Origin of the sequence: Maricaulis sp. (assembly GCF_048268525.1) — a bacterium.
Taxonomy (GTDB): Bacteria; Pseudomonadota; Alphaproteobacteria; order Caulobacterales; family Maricaulaceae; genus Maricaulis.
In genome coordinates this window covers 1-19,427 of sequence record NZ_JBLWVH010000005.1, presented here as the reverse complement: position 1 = coordinate 19,427, position 19,427 = coordinate 1, and the positions used below count along the sequence as shown (strand labels likewise).

Annotated in this window: 18 protein-coding genes; 5 read left to right on the top strand and 13 right to left on the bottom strand. The window is 62.9% G+C overall.

Annotation, left to right across the window (positions count from 1 at the left end):
• Positions 1-129 precede the first annotated feature (129 nt).
• From ACN0X9_RS04000 to ACN0X9_RS03980, 5 genes are all read right to left on the bottom strand, one after another.
• Positions 130-750: a glutathione S-transferase gene (locus ACN0X9_RS04000; RefSeq protein WP_417486345.1), complete on the bottom strand. Its 621-nt coding sequence runs from the start codon at positions 748-750 to the stop codon at positions 130-132.
• Positions 747-1,682 (bottom strand): rhodanese-related sulfurtransferase, encoded by a 936-nt coding sequence (locus tag ACN0X9_RS03995; protein WP_417486344.1) that lies wholly within the window; start codon positions 1,680-1,682, stop codon positions 747-749. Before ACN0X9_RS03995 ends, ACN0X9_RS04000 begins: the two co-directional genes overlap by 4 nt.
• A gap of 95 nt (positions 1,683-1,777) precedes the next feature.
• Complete coding sequence (locus ACN0X9_RS03990) at positions 1,778-3,481, bottom strand: sensor histidine kinase (RefSeq protein WP_417486343.1); 1,704 nt, start codon at positions 3,479-3,481, stop codon at positions 1,778-1,780.
• Positions 3,482-3,483: 2 nt separating this feature from the next.
• On the bottom strand, positions 3,484-3,879 hold the full coding sequence (locus tag ACN0X9_RS03985; RefSeq protein WP_417486342.1) for a hypothetical protein: 396 nt from the start codon (positions 3,877-3,879) through the stop codon (positions 3,484-3,486).
• 239 nt (positions 3,880-4,118) lie between these two features.
• Positions 4,119-4,973: a hypothetical protein gene (locus ACN0X9_RS03980; protein ID WP_417486341.1), complete on the bottom strand. Its 855-nt coding sequence runs from the start codon at positions 4,971-4,973 to the stop codon at positions 4,119-4,121.
• 93 nt (positions 4,974-5,066) lie between these two features.
• Between ACN0X9_RS03980 and ACN0X9_RS03975 the strand changes: the two genes are divergently transcribed.
• The gene (locus tag ACN0X9_RS03975; protein ID WP_417486340.1) at positions 5,067-5,726 is read left to right on the top strand and encodes a Fe2+-dependent dioxygenase; all 660 of its coding nucleotides are present in this window, start codon (positions 5,067-5,069) and stop codon (positions 5,724-5,726) included.
• Between the two features lie 30 nt (positions 5,727-5,756).
• Here ACN0X9_RS03975 and ACN0X9_RS03970 read toward each other — a convergent pair whose 3' ends face one another.
• Both ACN0X9_RS03970 and ACN0X9_RS03965 read right to left on the bottom strand, forming a co-directional pair.
• A complete protein-coding gene (locus ACN0X9_RS03970; protein WP_417486339.1) occupies positions 5,757-6,566 on the bottom strand; it encodes a crotonase/enoyl-CoA hydratase family protein in 810 nt (269 codons plus the stop codon).
• 46 nt (positions 6,567-6,612) lie between these two features.
• On the bottom strand, positions 6,613-7,503 hold the full coding sequence (locus ACN0X9_RS03965) for an alpha/beta fold hydrolase (protein WP_417486338.1): 891 nt from the start codon (positions 7,501-7,503) through the stop codon (positions 6,613-6,615).
• 200 nt (positions 7,504-7,703) lie between these two features.
• Here ACN0X9_RS03965 and ACN0X9_RS03960 point away from each other — a divergent pair, with 200 nt between their 5' ends.
• Positions 7,704-8,144: a D-Ala-D-Ala carboxypeptidase family metallohydrolase gene (locus ACN0X9_RS03960; protein WP_417486337.1), complete on the top strand. Its 441-nt coding sequence runs from the start codon at positions 7,704-7,706 to the stop codon at positions 8,142-8,144.
• Here ACN0X9_RS03960 and ACN0X9_RS03955 read toward each other — a convergent pair.
• Positions 8,141-9,214 (bottom strand): SMP-30/gluconolactonase/LRE family protein, encoded by a 1,074-nt coding sequence (locus ACN0X9_RS03955; protein WP_417486336.1) that lies wholly within the window; start codon positions 9,212-9,214, stop codon positions 8,141-8,143. The two genes, ACN0X9_RS03960 and ACN0X9_RS03955, sit on opposite strands and share 4 nt — an antisense overlap.
• A 77-nt stretch (positions 9,215-9,291) precedes the next feature.
• Entirely contained in the window at positions 9,292-10,662 is a 1,371-nt protein-coding gene (locus ACN0X9_RS03950; protein WP_417486335.1) for a cytochrome P450, read from the bottom strand.
• A gap of 224 nt (positions 10,663-10,886) precedes the next feature.
• On the opposite strand from ACN0X9_RS03950, the gene ACN0X9_RS03945 reads away from it, so the two are divergent.
• Positions 10,887-11,864 (top strand): oxidoreductase, encoded by a 978-nt coding sequence (locus tag ACN0X9_RS03945; RefSeq protein WP_417486334.1) that lies wholly within the window; start codon positions 10,887-10,889, stop codon positions 11,862-11,864.
• A gap of 12 nt (positions 11,865-11,876) precedes the next feature.
• On the opposite strand, the gene ACN0X9_RS03940 is transcribed toward ACN0X9_RS03945, so the two are convergent.
• Positions 11,877-12,143 (bottom strand): hypothetical protein, encoded by a 267-nt coding sequence (locus ACN0X9_RS03940; RefSeq protein ID WP_417486333.1) that lies wholly within the window; start codon positions 12,141-12,143, stop codon positions 11,877-11,879.
• Between the two features lie 207 nt (positions 12,144-12,350).
• Between ACN0X9_RS03940 and ppk2 the strand changes: the two genes are divergently transcribed.
• Entirely contained in the window at positions 12,351-13,106 is a 756-nt protein-coding gene (gene ppk2 / locus ACN0X9_RS03935; RefSeq protein WP_417486332.1) for a polyphosphate kinase 2, read from the top strand.
• A gap of 33 nt (positions 13,107-13,139) precedes the next feature.
• Here ppk2 and ACN0X9_RS03930 read toward each other — a convergent pair whose 3' ends face one another.
• Complete coding sequence (locus tag ACN0X9_RS03930; protein ID WP_417486331.1) at positions 13,140-14,207, bottom strand: NAD-dependent epimerase/dehydratase family protein; 1,068 nt, start codon at positions 14,205-14,207, stop codon at positions 13,140-13,142.
• Positions 14,208-14,378: 171 nt separating this feature from the next.
• Positions 14,379-17,651: a VPS10 domain-containing protein gene (locus ACN0X9_RS03925; protein WP_417486330.1), complete on the bottom strand. Its 3,273-nt coding sequence runs from the start codon at positions 17,649-17,651 to the stop codon at positions 14,379-14,381.
• A 143-nt stretch (positions 17,652-17,794) separates the two neighbouring features.
• Here ACN0X9_RS03925 and ACN0X9_RS03920 point away from each other — a divergent pair, with 143 nt between their 5' ends.
• A complete protein-coding gene (locus ACN0X9_RS03920) occupies positions 17,795-18,346 on the top strand; it encodes a PepSY domain-containing protein (RefSeq protein WP_417486329.1) in 552 nt (183 codons plus the stop codon).
• 197 nt (positions 18,347-18,543) lie between these two features.
• Here ACN0X9_RS03920 and ACN0X9_RS03915 read toward each other — a convergent pair whose 3' ends face one another.
• A complete protein-coding gene (locus tag ACN0X9_RS03915) occupies positions 18,544-19,005 on the bottom strand; it encodes a pseudoazurin (RefSeq protein ID WP_417486328.1) in 462 nt (153 codons plus the stop codon).
• Positions 19,006-19,427: the final 422 nt, after the last annotated feature.

The window sequence follows — 19,427 nt, the reverse complement described above, 5'->3', positions numbered from 1 at the left end:
TGCAGCAAGAATGGACGTTCTGATAACGGATGTTTCGTTTCTGTGACAGGGACGTGCTGCGGTGCAGCAATGAATGGCCCGGCAGTGTGGACTTACGGCATCACCCGGAGTGCCCATTCGCGGTGCCTGTCATCTGGCGCCCGTCCAGAGCGGATGCTTGACCATGACCCTGTCGAAGCGGTCCGATCCGAGATGCCGGTCGAGCCAGGACTTCAGAGCGGCCCATGATTGCGCATCAAACCAGTCGCGGTCGGTATTGGCGAACTGGCGGACGAACGGGAAAATGCCGAAATCCGCCAGGCGGTCGGTATCGCCGGTCAGGGAGCGACAAGGCTGGAGGCGCCTGTCGAGCAGGGTGAGGAATTCGCTGGCGGCGGTGCGATGCTCCAGCGGGTCGGCATCTTCGTACCGGGTTGCGTATTTGTACCGGTCGAGATGAGGCTTGAACTCGCCGTCACAGGCGGCGATGAGATCCAGCGAGATCTCGCGCCCCTCCAGCCAGTGCCCGGGGTCATTTTGCTCCAGCGCCCACATCATGACGTCCAGGCTTTCCTCGATGACGCGGCCGTCATCGAGCACCAGGACCGGCACAGTGCCTTTCGGTGAGACGTCCAGCATGGCTTGCGGCTTGTCTCGGAGAAGGATCTCCCTGTGCTCGACCTCGATGCCGCTGGCATCCAGGGCGAGGCGGGCCCGCATGGCATAGGGACAGCGCCGGAATGAGTACAGGATGGGCAGGGGCGCGCTCATCCGTCGGTCTCGCGCGCGGCTCCCGGTTGGCCCAGATGCCATTCACCCCGGGCCCGGGCCATCTCCTCCTGGCGGTGCCGCTCGGCATAGCGCTCCCGCTGTTCGGGCGTGCGGATCTCGACACAATGAGGGCAGGACACACCGACCACATGATCAGGCGATCGCAGGTCTTCGGGACCCAGCGGCTCGCGGCAGGCGTGACACAAGGTATGTGAGCCTGGCTCCAGGCCGTGCTTCACGGCAACCCGGCGGTCAAAAACGAAGCACTCGCCGCGCCACCGGCTCTCGGCCTCAGGGACATTTTCGAGGTATTTCAGGATCCCGCCCTTGAGGTGGAAAACGTCATCGACGCCTTCCATGCGGGCAAAGGCTGTCGCCTTTTCGCAGCGGATGCCACCGGTGCAATACATGGCGATGCGGGCATTGGGGCGGGTCTCCCGGAATTGCCGGAACCAGTCCGGAAACTCGCGGAAAGACACGGTATGCGGGTTGATCGCGCCTTCGAACTGACCGATGCGGACTTCGTAGTCGTTGCGGGTGTCGATCGTGACAACATCCGGTGCGGTGATGAGGTCGTTCCAGTCCTCCGGTTCGACATAGGTGCCGACATCCTCGACCGGATCAATGTCGGTCACGCCCATTGTCACGATCTCCCGCTTGAGCCGGACCTTCATCCGCAGGAAGGGCTGGTCGTCGGCATGACTTTCCTTGTGCTCGAGCGTGGCAAAACCGGGAAGCGCGCGCAGTTTCGCCAGCGTCGCATGCACGCCGTGCGCCGGCCCGGCGATTGTCCCGTTGATCCCTTCCGGAGCCAGCAGAATGGTACCGAACACGTTGTACTGGTCGCAACACGCCTTGAGGTCCGCCTGCAGGGCAGAGTCGGCGGCTAGCGGGGCAAATTTGTAAAGGGCGGCAACCAGAAAGCGGGGCATGTGGATCCGTTGTCGATCAAAGGTCAGGCCTATAGCAGCCTATCCGGGCTGCTGTCAGGTCAGGCGGCTGCTGCGTGATGAGAACGTTGCAGGCACTAGCGGTCGTTGGAAACGGCTTGATCCGGTACGGCATCATCCTGTGCAGCGGCGACCCGGCTGGCGGGCGCGAGCGGCAGCAGGACTGTGAAGCACGAGCCTTCTCCCGGTGTCGAGGTGACGCTGATACTGCCGCCATGCAGATTGGCGGCCCGTTGGCACAAGGCCAATCCAATGCCTGTTCCCTCATAGGTGTCGCCAGCGTGAAGTCGCTCGAACACTTCGAATATCCGCTTGAAATGTCTGTCCTCGATACCGATTCCATTGTCAGTCACGCGCAGGCAGACCCGGTCCGCCACGCGCCGGGCATCGATACGGACATGCGGGGATTCTTCACGACGATACTTGATGGCGTTGGAAATCAGGTTTTGCAGGATACGTCCAAGCAGGAAGGGGTCGGCGTGAATGGGGGTATTCAGCGACCATTCCAGCTTTGCCTCTGACTCGATGATCACCGCAGCCAGCAATTCTTCGATTTCCGATATCAGCCTGTCCGGATCGATGAGCTCGATATGGGCTTGCTGCCGGTCCGCCCGGGTGTAGGTCAGCAGGTCCTGCACCAGTCGCTGGGCTCGGTCCGCGCCCCGATTGATCCGCTCCAGCATTTCGCGGGACCGGTCATCCAGATCCAGCTTGCGTTCCACCAGCAAGGACGAGATTCCCTTCATGGCTCGCAGCGGCGCCTGCAGGTCGTGTGAGGCATGGGACGCGAACCGGTCCAGTTCGGCGTTCTTTGCCGCGATGATGGCATTGGACCGGCTGAGGGCTTCGGTCTTGCGAGCGACCTCGCGGCGAACTTCATCAGTACGGCGTGCGTCTTTTAGCGAAATTGCGCCGATTGTCAGGGTGGCAAACAATGCCGACACAAGGACGACCCAGGGAAGTGGCCCGGTCTGCATGAGGAAGCTTCGCCTGGGCAGGAGCGTCGCCCTGATCGCCGAGAAGGGTTCGGCGGCCACCCAGCGAACCGTGAAGGGTGCGCTCTCCAGCGCCGACTGCATACTGATGTTGCCGGGCGAAGAGGGACGGAGGTCGTGGTCATTTGCGAGGGCGAATGATGGCGCTCGGTCAGCGACGCTCACAACCACCCAAAGCGGGTCGACGGGACCGATAGGGGGGGCAAGGATGAGGTCGAACTCAGACACGACATAGGCCCAGGCGCCGGGGTGCCCCTCAAGCGGTCGAACCAGGCCGAAACGGGTGTTGCGTCCATTGTCGTCCAGCAAAGGCACGACAGTGGTCGTGACGTTATCCGGTCGCCTGGCCAGCATGGTGACAATATCCGGCACGGCCTGCGCGCCGAGCTCGGGATCGAGCGAGGCGATGAGCTGCCCGTCCCGCACAATTCCCATGTCGCGGATGGCGGCGGTTTCTCGGCTGCCCTCGGCGGACCGGAATATGCCAAGCGCCTCTGTCGGGGACAGGCCATTGCTGACCGCCCGGGTGAGCTGATTCAGCTCGACATCCAGAGTGGCCATCGCTCCGTCGAGCTCGGCGATCCGGGCGAGCGAATAGCCACGAAAATCACGGGCCTTGTCACGCGATTGCCCGACGAGGGTGGCGAAAAACAGGATGAGGGACACCATGATGCCGAACAGGATTATCGCAACCGGCGACCTGTAGGCATGCAGCAATCCCGCCAGCGTTTCATACTCCGACGACGGAACGGGAGCGGGAGGTGTCGGGGCGGATGGGCTGGGCAAGCTCAGTATTGTCCTTCCGAGTCTGCCAGGCGGCTGAAACGGTCCAGAAGCACCGGTACCAGCGGAAGCATCAACACTGCCGTCGCGACCGATGCGGCCGCGGTGAACAGTTTGAGTACGGCTTCGACATAGTAGAGCGGATACCAAAGAACGATGATGTTCATCATATGGTTGATGCCGCAGAACAGGATGAAGATCCCGAACATGATGAACGCCCAGCGGAAGGGCAGCGGTCGGTTGATGCGCCGCAGGAAGATCATGATGGTGACGGGAATCGAGAAATAGGCCAGGGCGATGGCGAGGTCCGCGATGACATGCATGCCTATCAGTTCAGGGCGCCACAGGAAGCACATGCCGTGCGGCATGAAGTTGTTGATGTCGAAATAGCCCATCGTCATCGCTCCTAGTCTGTTGTCGGCAGCCCGCTATCACCTGTGTGGCAGTCAGGTTCCAAAGGTTGGTCGATTCGGAATCTGCCCGTTGCCTAAATTTATTCAGCGCGGGACGACGCGCCGACAGCCCCGGGGCGCATCCCCGCAATCACCACGATCTGGCAGCCTCACACCTGTTTGACGCGGTGCGAAATCCGAGGTTGTCAAACCTTCGCGGCGGCGTCTGTGTCGACCGTCACGGAGGGTCAGTCCAGGGCATCGCTTCCCTGTTGCAGTTGAGCCGCCAGTGCCAGCATTGCAGCGCTGTCGCCGTCCAGGTGTTGCGGACGTGTCGCTGACGGGAAAGCGCGCTCCAGGGTGGTGACGGCCTGTCCGAACAGAAGCGCCAGATCAGGGTCAACCTGGGCGACCCGTTCCAGGTGATTGCCGGCATAGCGACGGGCTGCCCGGCTGAAGCCATATCCGTCCAGATAGGGTTCATGCGCGTCCGGGTTCGTTGCCAGCACTTCGTACTGCAGGGCCGCCCTCTCTACCAAGTCTACCAAGACCCGGGCATGGACGCCCGCCGGTGACATGCCGCCTTCTGGCGCGTAGGCGGATGCCGTATCGATTGCGGCCACCACATCGGCGACATGCGCCGCGATCACCTCATCGCTTTCACCGCTATAAGGGGCCACGGACGCGTCGGTCATGGTGTCGCCGAAGAGTGGGGCGCCCCGGGCTTCGAGGACCGGTTCGAAATCTATGTAGATCTCCGAAATCGGGTGAGCGAACATCTCTGCGCCAGCGGTGCGGTCACCCGCCTCAAACGCGTCGATTCCCGCCAGATAGTGGGCCCGCATGACTTCCAGCGCGATCAGGAACACGACCGGATCGCGACCGGCTTCGGCCGGGTCAATACCGAACTCGCCGCCGGATCCTGCGCTCTCGCCTTCACCTTCGCCCTCGCTGAAGGCGGGCACCGCCGGATTGACCACGGATTCCTGGTGGGTTTCCGGTCCGGTCGGGGCTTCCGACGGCCCACTGCAACCCGCCAGGCCGCCCAGCAAGGCCGCGGTACCAGCGGAGGTCCAGATGCGGGTGTGACGCGTGATACCCATTGTGTGTCCTTTCACGGATGGCATTCGCCCGGTTCGGTGGCATAAACGGGTATCGGCTTTTCGAGCACATGACAATCAGTCGCAGGGTTTCTCATGCTCATCCATCTGCAAGAAGTTTGTTCACCGGCCCAGGTCGGGGTCCTGCGCGATCTGATCGACCAGGGCGCATTCGTTGACGGCGAGGCAACTGCCGGGCGTGTGGCTCGCGAAGTAAAGTCCAACGAACAACTCGAAACGGGCGCTCGGGTGGACACGGTCCGCACTGAAGTCCGCAAGGCCTTGATGGGCCATTCCGGCTTCGTCAGCTTCGCCCGACCCAAAACGCTGTCTCGTATCCTCGTGTCACGCTATCGCGAAGGGATGGCCTACGGTCCGCACATTGACGACGCCCTCATGGGCGGTCGTCGGGCCGATCTGTCGTTCACCCTCTTTCTCAGTGACCCGGGCAGCTATGAGGGTGGCGAACTGGTCATGGACGGACCGGAAGGCTCGACCGAAATCAAGCTGGCCGCTGGCGATGCAGTCGTTTACGCCACATCGGCGATCCATCAGGTCGCCCCGGTGACCCGCGGGGAACGCATCGCCGTGGTGGGATGGGTCCGCAGCTTGGTCCGACGGCCTGACCAGCGTGAAATCCTGTTCGATCTCGACCAGGTATCGACCCGCCTGTTCGAGCGTGACGGCAAGACCCCCGAGCTGGACCTCATCTTGAAGACCAAGGCCAACCTGCTGAGGCAGTGGGCCGAGGACTGAGAGCGGCTTGGCTCAGTCGAAAACCTTGGCTCAATCGAAAACAGGGTCACGCTTTTCCATGTGGGCCATCACGGTTTCAATCTGGTGGGCCTTGCCCACAAGCGCCGCTTGCTCCCGGGATTCCGTCAACAGGACCGTCGCGGGGTCGGCGCTTGCGGCGATATTGAGCAGGCGTTTGGCGCCGCGGATGGCAGACGGGCTTCTGGCGGCAATTCCGGCCGCCATGGCCAGCGCTTCGGCGACCGGGTCATCACTCGTCTGAGTCGCCAGCCCGAGATTGACTGCCTCCGTCCCGGTGACATCGCGACCGCTATAGGTGAGTTCCCGGATCTGGTCGTCGCGCATCAGGCCCGGCAAAACGACACATCCGCCCATGTCAGGCACCAATCCCCACCGGATTTCGGCGATCGATAGACGGGCGTCCGGGGTCACGAGGCGAATATCGGCACCCAGCGCGATCTGCAGGCCACCACCGAGAGCTCCGCCCTGGATCGCCGCGATCACCGGTACCGGCAGGTCGCGCCATTGCAGGCAGGCTTGCTGCGGCTTGTTGGCCAGTCCATGTGTCCGTTTTTCCAGCGGATCGAGCGTCGCCGTGTCGCCAGCCATGGCGGCGAAGCTGCCAAAATCCAGCCCGGCGCAAAACATCCGCCCGCGTCCGCTCAGCACCACCGCGCGGATGTTGGAGCATCCGGAGACATGGTCCGCGGCCTCCAGCAAGCCATCAAACATGGCGGGATCGATCGCGTTCAGTTTGCCGGGTCGGTCCAGCTCGACATGCGCGATTCGGTCCTTGACGGTTACTGACACGCGGTCTGCAAATCGAACATCCTGGGTCATGCCGGTCTCCCTGGTGGGTATGTGTCTGGGTGTTCTGCGTGGGCCATCAATCGGCGCTCCCGGTAGCCAATCGGCCCGCGATCCACTCGGCAACCGGCCCGGGAGCCTCCATCGGTGCCAGATGTCCGGCGCCGGCCAGCAGGTCGATGCCGATGCCGCGGCTGGTCAGGGCACGGCGATTGATGATGGTCGAGGCGTGTTCGGCCTTCAAGACGTGGACGGGCGCCGACACCTGCCCCAATGCCGTGCCGATATCATGGCCCTGGGCCTCGTAATTCGCGGCTTCCCACATTGGGTTGCAGGCCAGGCGCACGCCGTCACCGCCATCCGCTACCAAACCGTCTTCCAGATAGTCATCGAGCACGCCGTCGGCCCAGTTGCGGAAGGTCTTGTGCCGGGCATAGCGCCAGGCGGCGTCACCGCGTTCGGACCAGCCGTCGAAGCGTTTGCGGGCAGCATTGGCGATCCTTATCCGGCCGCGCATGAGGCCACGAAGCGGGCTGCGGGCGGTCAAGTAGAGCAGCGACGGCATGACGACCGGTTCGACCAGCGCCAGTGGCGTCCGGCGATCCAGCCGCGCTGCGCTCAACAGGGCCACGATGGCGCCCATCGAATGGCCGGCGAGCGCATCGGCGGGACGATCCAGTGTTTCCAGCCAAGCATACACATCGCGGGCGTAGATGTTCCAGCTCCGGTGGCGGTCGGGGTCGGTCGGCAATTCGGTTGTGCCGTGTCCGCGCAGGTCGGGTGCAAGGATGTCGAAATCGGCGGCCAGCCGGGACAGGACCGCGCGGTAGGCACTGGCGCAAAAGCCATTGGCGTGAATGAAGACCAGCCTCGGCTTGCCAGGAGAAGGCCAGGCCAGGCCGGACAAATGCCCGTCGGGCATCGCGTGCCGGAAACGCACAGGTGCCAGCCCTGTCTGCTCTTCGCTCATCGTGACGCGTCCTTCCTGGCGACTGCGCCCGACGCTAATGCGCAGCGAGGTCGCGTACGAGAGCGGATTGCAGACGTCGTCGCATGCCCGGCATTCGGGCATGGGCGGGCACGGGGCGGGGCCGACCGGCAAAATACAGCTTCTGCGCGCGGAGCATTGCGGTACACTGACGGTATGATCCAACCAGGCTGGAGACCGACATGTTGAGCCGTAATTTCAAGCTGGCTGAGTTCACGCGTTCTGACACCGCCGACAGGCTCGGCGATCCCAACACGCCCGATGAGACTCATTTGCGCGCGCTGCATGGCCTTGCCTGCGGCATGGAGCAGGTCCGTCGCATACTCGGCGACCGGGCGATCACCATCACATCCGGCTACCGCAATCCCGTCGTCAACAAGGCGGTCGGCGGTGTTTCCAATTCGGCGCACGCCCTGGGCTATGCTGCCGACTTCTCGGTCAAGGGCATGGAACCGGTCGATGTTGCCCGGGCGCTCGATGCGTCGACCCTGGCCTTTGACCAACTGATTTACGAGGCCTCGCGCAATATCAATCATATCAGTTTCGATCCGCGCATGCGGCGCGAGGTGAAGACCCAAAAGGGTGGTGCGGGCACGACTGTCGTTTGGGGTATTGTCGACTAGTTGCCGACGCCCGCACGGGTGGTTTCGGGAGCTTCGAAAACGGTGATGCCGTCGCGGGCGAGGCCGGCGGTCCATAGCTCGCCCCGCCAGACCAGGGCGGTGGTGGTGCCTTCGGCGCCGTCCGACGGGCCGGTCAGCCCAAATACTGGTTGGCCGTCTGTATCGACGGCAATCGCCATTGCCGGGGTTTCGGGCAGGGGCGGAAGACCTGCGACCTGCAGCCAGCGCCAAGCCAGTCGCTTGACCAGAGGGCGGCTATGCAGGGCCTCAAGATCGGCGGCCCGGGGCGAGGGCATGGCGACCCAGATAAGCCCGGTGTCGCTGTCAAACTCCAGATTGTCGGGATAGCCGGGCAGGCCTTCCATCAGGATATCGATATCACCGGTGTCGGGATCAAGTTGCCAGATCCGCGCCGTCCAGGTCTCGTTGATATAGACGAGACCGGTCATCGGGTCGTGATCGACCCCGTTTATGAAGGCCAGTCCGCCGACCAGCTCGGTCATTTCGCCCGGGCCGGTGACCAACAGGATGCGACCGGTCTGCTCCCCTTCCAGAAACGAGGTCAGATGCGCGCCGTAACCGTGGCGCAGTGAGGCGTCGGTGAGGATGATACGGCCATCGGCCAGCACGGTGAGGTCATCGGCGAAAACCAGCTCGCCGCCATCCTGCGCCGAGGCGATCCAGACCTCCCAGCCGTCCGCTGTCAGATGCAGCAGGCCCCGCAGGGCATCGGCGACAAACAAGCTGCCATCCGGTCCGAAGCTGAGACCCAGTGGTCGGCCTTCCGTGTTAGCGATCTGCGTCCAGGCGCCATCGGCGTCGCGCGCCATGATGCGACCATCGGCCAGCGAGGCATACAGACGACCGTCCGGACCGGGCTCGAGATCCTCGGCACCGTGAAAGTGCGGGCTTTCGGTTCGGCTCACCGGCTGACTGGCCTCGAAGAGGGCGTCCAGTTGCGGATTGGCCGGAGGGACGTCCATTCGCATTGCGTCAAGCGAGCCAGGGCCGTAGGCGGCCAAGCCTGCCGCGACCATAAGGCCCGCGAGGACCAACAAGACAATTCGCATTCCACCCTCCTGCAGCAGCCTGTCACCTAAACCCATCCTGGCCGTCAGGCCCAGCGATATCGGTCCGCTCCGGTTCGTTATCGCGGCTGGCCTACAGGCACGGGCCGCGGGCGTTCGCCGTCGCGACCATACAGGTTGATCTCCAGCGAGGAGATCGCGTGGACCAGCGTGTTCGGCGCAATAGTCTGCTTGCCGGTCCAGGCGATTTTCGGGAAGCGTTCGAATATCTTCCGGAACGCCGATTGCAATTGCATCTGGGCGATGCGGCTGCCGAGACATTTGTGGGCGCCATGACCGAAGGCCAGATGCTTGTCACCATTGTCCCGGGACAGGTCAAACCGGTCCGGGTCGGGAAATACGGACGGGTCCCGATTGGCGGCCGGGTACCACATCACGACTTTCTCGTCCTTGGCGATGCGTTGCCCGTTTAGCTCGGTATCCGCCATCGCCGTGCGGCGCATGTGCTGCACCGGCGAGATCATGCGCAGGGCCTCCTGTGTCATGGCCGGGATCAGGGACGGATCGGCAAGGATCATCTCGCGCTGGTCCTCGAACTGGGTCATCAGGCGGATGGTTCCCGACAGCGAGTTTCGCGAGGTGTCATTGCCGGCGAAGATGATCAGCAACCAGGAGCCGTCCAGATATTCCTGGGGCAGCGGCTTGCCGGCCATTTCGGTATTGGCGATCGCGGTCATCAGGTCGCGGCGGGGATTGGCCCGGCGCTCGGCCATGACCCGCTCGCCATAGGCGAACATCGCGTTGACGTGATGATAGAATTTGATCGGGAACCAGGGACGTCGAGAGAGCAGGGACCAGGGATTGACGAAATACTGGTTGGCCAGCTCCAGATAGTGCATCCATTCAATGATCTTCGGCCGGTCAGCCTCGTCGACACCGAGCATTTCGCACAGGGTGAAAAGCGGCAGCTCCTGCGAGAACAATTTGACGAAATCGACAACCGGACCGCGGCGCTCCATCTCGTCCAGCAAGCTGTCGATCTTCGCATCCACACGGTCTTGCAGTTCGGCCACAAAGCGCGGGATGAAGAAGTCCTTCTGCTGGATCCGCATCTGCATGTGGTGCGGCTGGTCCAGATTGATGATCGAATTGAATGCGGCAGGGATCAGCTTTTTCGGCTTCCATTCCTTCCGCGGCATCACGAACATGTTGATGCTGCCACGCTCGGAGGAATAGATCTCGGGTGCCAGTTCCACCGTCTTGATGTCGTCATAGCGAGTCACGGACCAGTAGCCGGCTTTCGACTTGTCGGCGCTCTGCCACATCACCGGCGCCTGTTCGCGCATCTTCTTGAAGAAGTCGTGCGGATGCCCTGATGTCCAGGCCGCCGGGTCCCAGAGCTTGAAGTCTTCAAAGGCGGGATAGGTCGCACCGAAACGGGGCTCGGTCTGCGGCCGGTCCTCCAGAATAACATCGCTGACGAGTTGCATCGGGTCCAAGCTTTCCTGCGATCAAGTGAACGTTGTTCGTTTTTTCAGGCTAGGGCGGTGCGACCGATCTTGGCAAGCGGGAAAGGGTCTGACCCGAGCAGGCTTTTGGACGGCACATGCCCGAAAGGAGGCCGGGATCCACTTGTCAGGTGGCTGAAACGGCCACACCGTGGCGCCATCCGGATTGCATTCGCCGCAACTCGACCCGTTCCAAGGAGGCCGACATGGCTGTTTCCGATCAAATCCCGACTGGTTCCGGTTTCGATGCCAAGAGCACCGGGGACGATGTCCTCGCCGACATCGATCTGGCCGGCAAGACCGCGGTTGTGACCGGTGGCTATAGCGGGATCGGTCTTGAAACCGTGCGTAGCCTCGCCGCGAAGGGTGCCTCGGTGATTGTCCCGGTGCGATCACCTGAGAAGGCCGCGCCAGCGCTGGACGGCATCAAGGGCGACGTCTCGTCGGCGCCGATGGACCTGGCGGACCTGGCCTCGGTTCGCGGGTTTACCGACAGCGTCGCGGACCGGCTCGGCCAGCTGGACCTGTTGATCAATAATGCGGGGATCATGGCCTGCCCGGAAGCTCGCGTCGGACCTGGCTGGGAGTCGCAGTTCGGGGTCAATCACCTGGGCCATTTCGCGTTGACCCAGGCGCTGATGCCCCTGCTCGGGAAGAGTCGCGGGGCTCGCGTCGTGGCGCTGTCGTCCACCGCCCACAAACTGTCCGATATCCGTTGGGATGATATCCAGTATCGCAACACGCCCTATGACAAGTGGCAGGCATATGGCCAAGCCAAGACCGCCAATGCCCTCTTCGCGAATGCGCTCGCGCGACGTTTGCGGGACAGCGGCGGGCTTGCCTTTTCGGTCCACCCGGGGGGCATTTTCACGCCGCTGCAACGCCACCTGCCCAAGGAGGAGATGATCGCGCTTGGATGGCTGGGCGAGGATGGTGAGCCGTCGGAACTGGCGCGCAAAGGGTTCAAGACCCCCGAACAGGGGTGCTCGACCACGCTCTGGGCTGCGACGGCTCCCGGTCTGGCTGGCAAGCCGGGTGTCTATTGCGAGAACGCGGACATTGCCGCTCCGACCGACACCGCCAGCCCGATGGCCCGCTATGGCGGCGTCGACGCCCATGCCTGCAGCGACGAGTCCGCCGAACGCCTGTGGAGTGTCAGCGAGGCTTTGCTGGCGCAGGCCTGACTGCCCAGCCGGTCAAAGCGGATAGTCACGCTCGGGATCAATGCCTGCCGTTTCGAGAAATTTGCGGACGGCGCGAACTTCGTCCTTGGGCAGGCTGTGCTGGGCGTGATGGAAGCCTGCCGTATGCCCGTTCAGGGTGACGGAGAATTTGGCGCCGCTGCGCTCGTGCAGCTCTCCACCCAGATCCGAGAGGACATGTTCGACATCGGCCGGCGCCAGATTGGCCGGCTCCGGATGGGCGAACAGGCTGTGCAGGGTCTTGCGGTGTTTGTGGTTCATGGAACTCTCCTTGTTTCCGCCTTCACGCTAGGCCGATGGTCGAGTTCGGGCGATGCGACGAAACGGCCTGCGACGCTGCGCCTCAGGGGGACGGAGCCAGCTTCTCGTCACAATCGCCGGGACCGGAACTGGCAAGCGTGCCGCCGGAGCTACCTTTTGTGGTCCAGTTGGCTCAAGCTGGGCGCGCGCATCACAGGACACCAGACGATGGACAAGAGGCTCTACCGCCAGCAATTGCTCGATGCCCAGATCAACCTGGTTGATCTGCAGCGTCATATCATCGCCAGGGACCTGCGCCTGTTGGTCCTTTTCGAGGGCCGCGACAGTTCCGGCAAGGATGGCGTGATCAAGCGCATCTCGGAGCATCAAAGCCCGCGTGAAACGCGCGTCGTGGCGCTTGGCAAACCCAGTGAACGCGACCGCAGTTCCTGGTATTTCCAGCGCTGGACGTCCTACCTTCCGGCCCAGGGTGAGACGGCCCTGTTCAACCGCTCCTGGTACAATCGGGCCGGTGTCGAGAAGGTGATGGGTTTCTGCTCTGACGCCCAGTATGAGAGCTTCCTCGCGGATGTCGGCGCGTTCGAGAAAATCCTGGTCGATGACGGGCTGATCCTGCTCAAATACTATCTCGACATCTCCAAGGACGAGCAGGTCGCCCGCCTCGAGGACCGGCGCCAGAACCCGCTCAAGACCTGGAAGATCAGCCCGATCGATGCCGTCGCCGTCGAAAAATGGGATGACTACTCCCAGGCCAGAAACCGCATGTTGATGGAGACCTGCCAGCCCCTGCCGTGGCGGGTGGTGAAGGCGGATGACAAACGTGTCGCAAGGCTGGCTGTCATCAATGACATTTTGCGAACGATAGATTGCGGCGGCTATTCCCGGCCGGTCCCGGTACATGACAATGAGACACTGCAGTATTGGGGCAAGCCGGATGTGAGCGGCACATTCCTGGCGCCTTGAGCAGTCCCGTGGTGTCGACGTGACGCGGGTTGGTCACGGCTTTGGCGTGACCCGTCCGGCATCGATCAATTGCTGGAAATGCTCGGTCAGCGTGGCTTCCAGCGGACGATAGTCCGCGTCCAGCGCTGCGCGGCTCTTGGCATTGTCAGCAATGAAGGGAATACCGACATTGCGGCTGACCATCCTGCGGGTCAGCGCCGGATTGATCATCGGTCCGGCCAGCCAGACCAGGAATTTCGGCAGGATGGATTTACCGAATTTATAGTCCGACCCGAAATGGTCGCGCAGGACCGCACTCATTTCGACAAATCCCGTATTGTGGCCGGACAGGATGTGACGGCCTTCTGCCTGCGGCGTGAAGCCGGCCTTGATATGGGCCGCCGCGACATCGCGGACATCAACCGCTCCAATGCGGAAATCAGGAATGCCCGAGGCCATGGTTCCGTCCCCGATCTGCGTGATCAGGGCATAGCTCTCGCCGGAGGTCATCGGATCAATGCCGGGGCCGAGGATGAGCGACGGGTTGATGGCCACCAGATCCCAGCCGGACTGGGCGCCGGCGATCTCCCAGGCGGCTTTCTCGGCGAGGGTCTTCGACAGGGAATAGGCCTGGTGATCGAGCGACGAGCTGGTGTTCCACACGGCTTCGGTCAGCTTGCGCTCCGGCATGGACGCGATGTCGGCATTGTCGCCGTAAATGGCGGCGCAGCTGGAGGTCAGGACGACGCGTTTGACGCTTTCGGTGGCGTTCGCAGCCGCCAGAACATTGCGTGTCCCCTCAACCGCCGGGTCAACCAGATCGCGCTGCGGATCGGCGACATGGGCGATGAAGGGCGAGGCGGTGTGGATCACCAGCTCGCATCCCGCCATCGCCGGGGCAAAGGCCTCGGGATCACGCAGATCAGCGCGGAAATAGCGGATCGAGCCGGGTGAGGACGCCGCCAGCGCGTCCAGCGAGGCTAGCCTGTCCCGCCTGTCCGGGTCGCGGACGGTAGCGTGCACGGTGTGCCCCGCGTCGAGCAATTGCGCGATGATCACCCCGGCCAGATAACCGGTCCCGCCGGTCACCAGGATCGGGGCATCAGGATTGATGGATGTCATGGCGAAGCTCCGGGCAATGGGGGACGAAGCATTCGTCCGAGGGTGCAATGCGCAAAAGATCGGCTGGCAGGCGAAAACCGCCTGCCAAACCCGTCGATCTTGATGCTACCTGGCGACAAGGCGACCTGAACGGCCAGTCGCTGGGTCTCGCAGCGACTGGCCCTTTCGGCCTTACCAGGGTGGCAGCGGCGTGTCCGGCGTCCAGGGCGCGTCAGCCGCGGCGAGATCGGCCTCGAAAGCGGGGATCGCCTCTTCGGTCAGATTGGCCAGGCGTTCCCGAATGCCGGCCATTTCCTCTTCCGCCATCCGCAATTGTGCGTCATGAGCCGGCGACGGTCCGTAGGTCGAATTCCCGGTTCCAAGTTGCGCGAAGGACAGTCGGGACTCGACGGTCGACGGTTCCGCGCCGTGGCGCCCGTTCATGGTCTGATTGCCGCCCAGGGCTTCTTCAATGGCAAACAACTCCTGCCGCAGGGCCTCGTATCGCTCGTCGAGCGGACCCGGCGCGGTGCGCGTGCGATAGAGCGCTGATTGCAGGCGCGCAATGCGGGCATGGGTCAACTCGATGGACGCCGAAGCCGCTGACACCTGGCGCTGCATCGAGGCCAGGCGTTCCCAGAATGCGACGACTTCATCCTCCGGAGAGCCAGGCAGGGCACCCTCGGTGAGACGTTCGACCTCGATCGTCTGGGCATCCCCCACCACGACTGTCTCACCGCCGCTCTGGCGCACCAGTTCGACGGAGTAACGGCCCGGCGCGACGAGATAGCCCGATGTGTTGGAATCCTCCGTGTCCGGAGAGGTCACCGCGTCGGCGCTCGGATAAGTGAGATCCCAGGTGACCCGGTGGAAGCCCGCGGAAACCGGCCCGGGCAGTCTGCGAACCACGTCGCCAGCGCTGTCGCGAATGACCAGCCAGAAGCGCGGCGGCGCTTCACGCCGTTCCGATTCGATCACGTCGAAGCCGGGGAAAGGTGTGTCGTCTCCCGCTTCGACCAAGGCGGATTCCGATTCCTGACGCGCTTCCTCGGACGTCTGCAGGCCCTCACTGACATAATAGGTGATGAGCGCGCCGAAGGCCGGGTTCTCGGCCTGGAAATAGCCGTCGCCCTGCGACGCTCGGAAGCCAAAGCCAAGCTCGTGTTGCTCCTGGTACCACCAGGCCCGGCGCACCGGGAAAAGCCGCGTGTCGCTCTCTAGCGAGTCGACCGTGACGTCGCGCAGGGGCGCAATATCGTCGAGGACGTAGATGGAGCGTCCGAACGTGCCGACAACGAGATCGTCCTCGCGCTCATGGATCAGAAGATCGCGCGCGGGGATGGGCGGCATGCCGGCGGTCAGCTGGGTCCAGTTGTCGCCGCCATCGAGGGTGAAATAGACACCGAATTCCGTACCGATGAAGAGCAGGTCCGGATTCTCGTGGTCCTGGACGATGCGCCACACCGGGCCATTGTCCGGCAGGCCGTCGGTGATCATGCGCCAGCTGCGGCCCTGATTGTCCGAGCGCAGGAGATAGGGCGTGAAATCACCGTATTTGTGATTGTCGAGCGCCATATAGACCCTGTTGGCGTCAAAGCGGGATGGCTCGAAATCATTGATATAGGCGAGGTCGGGAACGCCGGGCAGGTCGCCAGCTTCGGTTTCCGTCCAGTTTTCTCCGCCATCGACGGTGATCTGGACCAGACCATCATCGGTGCCCGCATAGATCACATTCTCGTCGACAGGAGATTCCGCCAGCGCGCTGATCGTGTTGTAGACGGACATCGCATAGATATCCCAGCCGGCATCCCAGGACCATTGCCGTCCCATGATCGGCAGCAACATGCGGTCCTGGTCACGGGTCAGGTCACCGGAAATGGGTGTCCAGCTGTCGCCGCGATCATTCGAGCGCCAGACGCGTTGCGAGGCGTGATAGAGCCGGGTCGGCTGATGCGAGGACACCACCAGCGGGGCATCCCAGTTGAAGCGCTCGGCCGGCTCGCCCGGCTGGGGCTGGGCGCGAACATAGACCAGCTCGCCTGTGGTGCGATCAAAGCGGACCAGATTGCCCTGCTGCCAGCTGGAATAGGCAATGTCCGGATTGCCCGGCTCGACATCGGGTTCATGACCATCACCAAACAGGGTCACGACCCAATCGGAATTGCGGATGCCATGGCGACTATCCGTGCGCGTCGGTCCCATCTGCGAGTTGTTGTCCTGGGTGCCGCCATAGACATTGTAGAACGGCTCGGCGTCATCCAGGGCAATGTCGTAGAATTGTGTGATCGGCAGGTTGGAGATGAAGCGCCAGGTCGCATCGCCATCCCAGCTCTCATAGAGGCCGCCGTCCGAACCGACGAGCAGATAGTCCGGATTGGTTGGGTGGAAACCGATGGCGTGGTCATCGACATGCTTGGTCTCATTGTTCAGGCCGCGGAAGGTCGCGCCGCCATCGTCGGAGATCTGGGTGGTGTTGGAGAGCAGGATGATGCGATCGAAATGATGCGGGTGGGCATAGAGCTCCTGATAATAGTGCGGGCCCGTACCGCCGGAGACCGTGTCGGACATCCGCGTCCAGCTCTCGCCTCGATTGCTGGAGCGATAAATGCCGCCCGTGCGGCGGTCCTGTTCGATCGCCGCATAGAGCACGTCAGGGTTTTGCGGCGAGATGGCCAGGCCGATCTTGCCCATATTGCCGCTCGGTAGTCCGGCGGTGACTTCGCGCCAGGTGTCGCCGCCATCGTCAGACACGTGCAGCCCGCTCTCCGGACCGGCGCCCATATAGGCGGCCACCGTCCGGTGGCGCTGCCAGGTCGCCGCGACCAGACGGTCGGGATTGCGGGGGTCCATGACGATGTCGGTCACGCCGGTCCATTCGCCCGCCGACAGCACCAGTGTCCAGGTCTCGCCGCCATCGGTCGATTTGAAGAGGCCGCGCTCGCCGCCCGGCGACCAAAGCGGCCCCTGCGAGGCGACCCAGATTGTATCGGGGTCTTCCGGGTGGATCAGGATCTCCGAAATGTGCTCGGAAGATTCAAGCCCCAGATGGGTCCAGCTGTCGCCGCCATCGCGGGAGCGATAGACGCCATTGCCATAGCCGAGATGCCGGCCGCCGTGATTCTCTCCGGTGCCGACCCAGATGGTGTGGGGGTTGGACGGGTCTACCGTGACCGTGCCGATGGAGTAGACGCCTTCATCATCGAACAATGGCGACCAGGTCGTGCCGGCATTGTCCGTGCGCCAGACACCGCCTGAACCGACGCCGACAATCCAGGTCGACGGATCGTCCGGCATGATTTCGATATCGGCGATGCGACCCGACATGAAGGCGGGCCCGATACTGCGGAACTCGAATCCAGTGAAGTTACCGGAGGTCAACGGACCCGTTTCGGTTTCGGCCTCTGGTTGCGCGCACGCGGTTTGCGGCAGCGCCAGGACCAGGACGGCACAGATGAGACTACGCATGAATTCTCCCCCGGGAATTGAATTGGGCCGACCTTAACAACCTCAAGCCAAAAGAGAAGCCTGCCCCGACAAGAACCGTCGGCTTGCCGGATCGGCCAGCATCATGACTTGACCGGCGCCCGTGCATGGCAAGGATGCGACGCATGAAAATCGGCAAGCTTATCCGCGACATCCACCACTGGGCTTCGCCCATTGTCATGCTCCCGCTCGGCATCATGATCGTTGCCGGAATATTTTTGATGCTGAAGAAAGACATCGAGTGGATCCAGCCGGCCACGCAACGCAGTGAGCTGGCCTCGGCGCAGGTGCCCGACACGTCCCTGGCAGAGCTTTATGCTGCCGCGGTGGCCATTGAGGAGCTGGAGATCACGAGCTGGGACCAGTTCGACCGGATCGATATCCGTTCGGACCGCGGCATCGCCAAATTCATCGCCCCCAATCGCTGGGAAGCGCAGATCGACCTGGTCACACTGGACGTATTGTCGCTGGAATACCGCCGCTCCGACCTGTTCGAACAGATCCATGACGGCTCATTCTTCGCCGACTGGATCAAGACATTCGTCTTCCTGCCCGTCGGCGTGATCCTGCTGGTTCTCTGGGCCACCGGAATATGGCTGTTCGTGGAGCCCTATCTCAAGCGCTGGCAACGCAAGAAGCGACGGGCGGGGCGGGCCGGTATTGCGGACAGGAAATAGGTTTCACACTGGCTGTGCTGTCAGATGAATGCGCACCGGGAAACAGTGGTTCCGGGCACCATTGAGTCCCGCAGCGACTAAGGCCGACTTCGCGTTTGTTTTGAGCGCCGCCCCCAAGTCAAAGGACGGGACCGGGCGGCCCTGAAAGACCGCCCGGCCGGGCCTGAAACCGCTCCGGGGGTGAAGCCGGCAAGCGTTTATGAGCCGACGTCCGGGTCGGCCGCGGCCTGCTCCAGCAGATCGGCCATGCGGATGCGCGCCCGGCCCGGATGGCGCACGGAGGCGGCCGTTTCCAGATTTGGCGCTTCGCCATCGCCCACCTTGATCAGGGCGACCATGCCCATGCCGTAGTGCGGCATGCACTTGATGCCGTACAGGCCTTCCTCGGAGGCGGTAAAGGAGATGTCGCTATTCATGTCGCCGACGAAGCCCTCAACCCCTTCTGGCAACATGCCGTCAATTGTCTGGGCGTTGTGAACGCCCATGGCGTTGACAAAGGTGACGGTGTCGCCGGGCTCGACTTCGAGATAAGCGGGCTCAAACACCATGGATTGGCGATCGGAACCCATATTGCGCATTTCGATCACATGCTCCTCGGCGAAGGCCGCCGGGGCCATCACCATGGCGCCAAGCGCCGCGCAGAGAATGAGTTTTTTCATGTTGTTTCTCCTATCAGCTGGCGGACGCGTAACAGGGAGGATGCGTCCGACCATGACGGAGAAACTAGGCGGGCGCGGCGCCATTTCGCTGCGTCAAAATGGCTGAGACAGGCTGTCGCAGAGGGCGGTCTCGAGCGAGCGAGTTATGGTGGGATTGTCGCCGGTGGCGCAGACGATTTGCGGCGCCTTGGTGCCTGTCGCGGTTTTTCAACGCCCGATAACGGTGTGTGTCCCCATTATTCTTATCTCTCGGTTGTCATCCCGGACGGGGGCCCCGCTGGAGCGGGGCGGAGATCCGGGACCTGTACGCCCGGGGCCGGCAGCATTCGCGTTTTTGGGTCCCGGATCTGCAACCTGCTTTCGCAGGTTTTCGTCCGGGGTGGCAACGCGCAACTCCAGGGGGGGGCCCCTGCTCGCCTCCG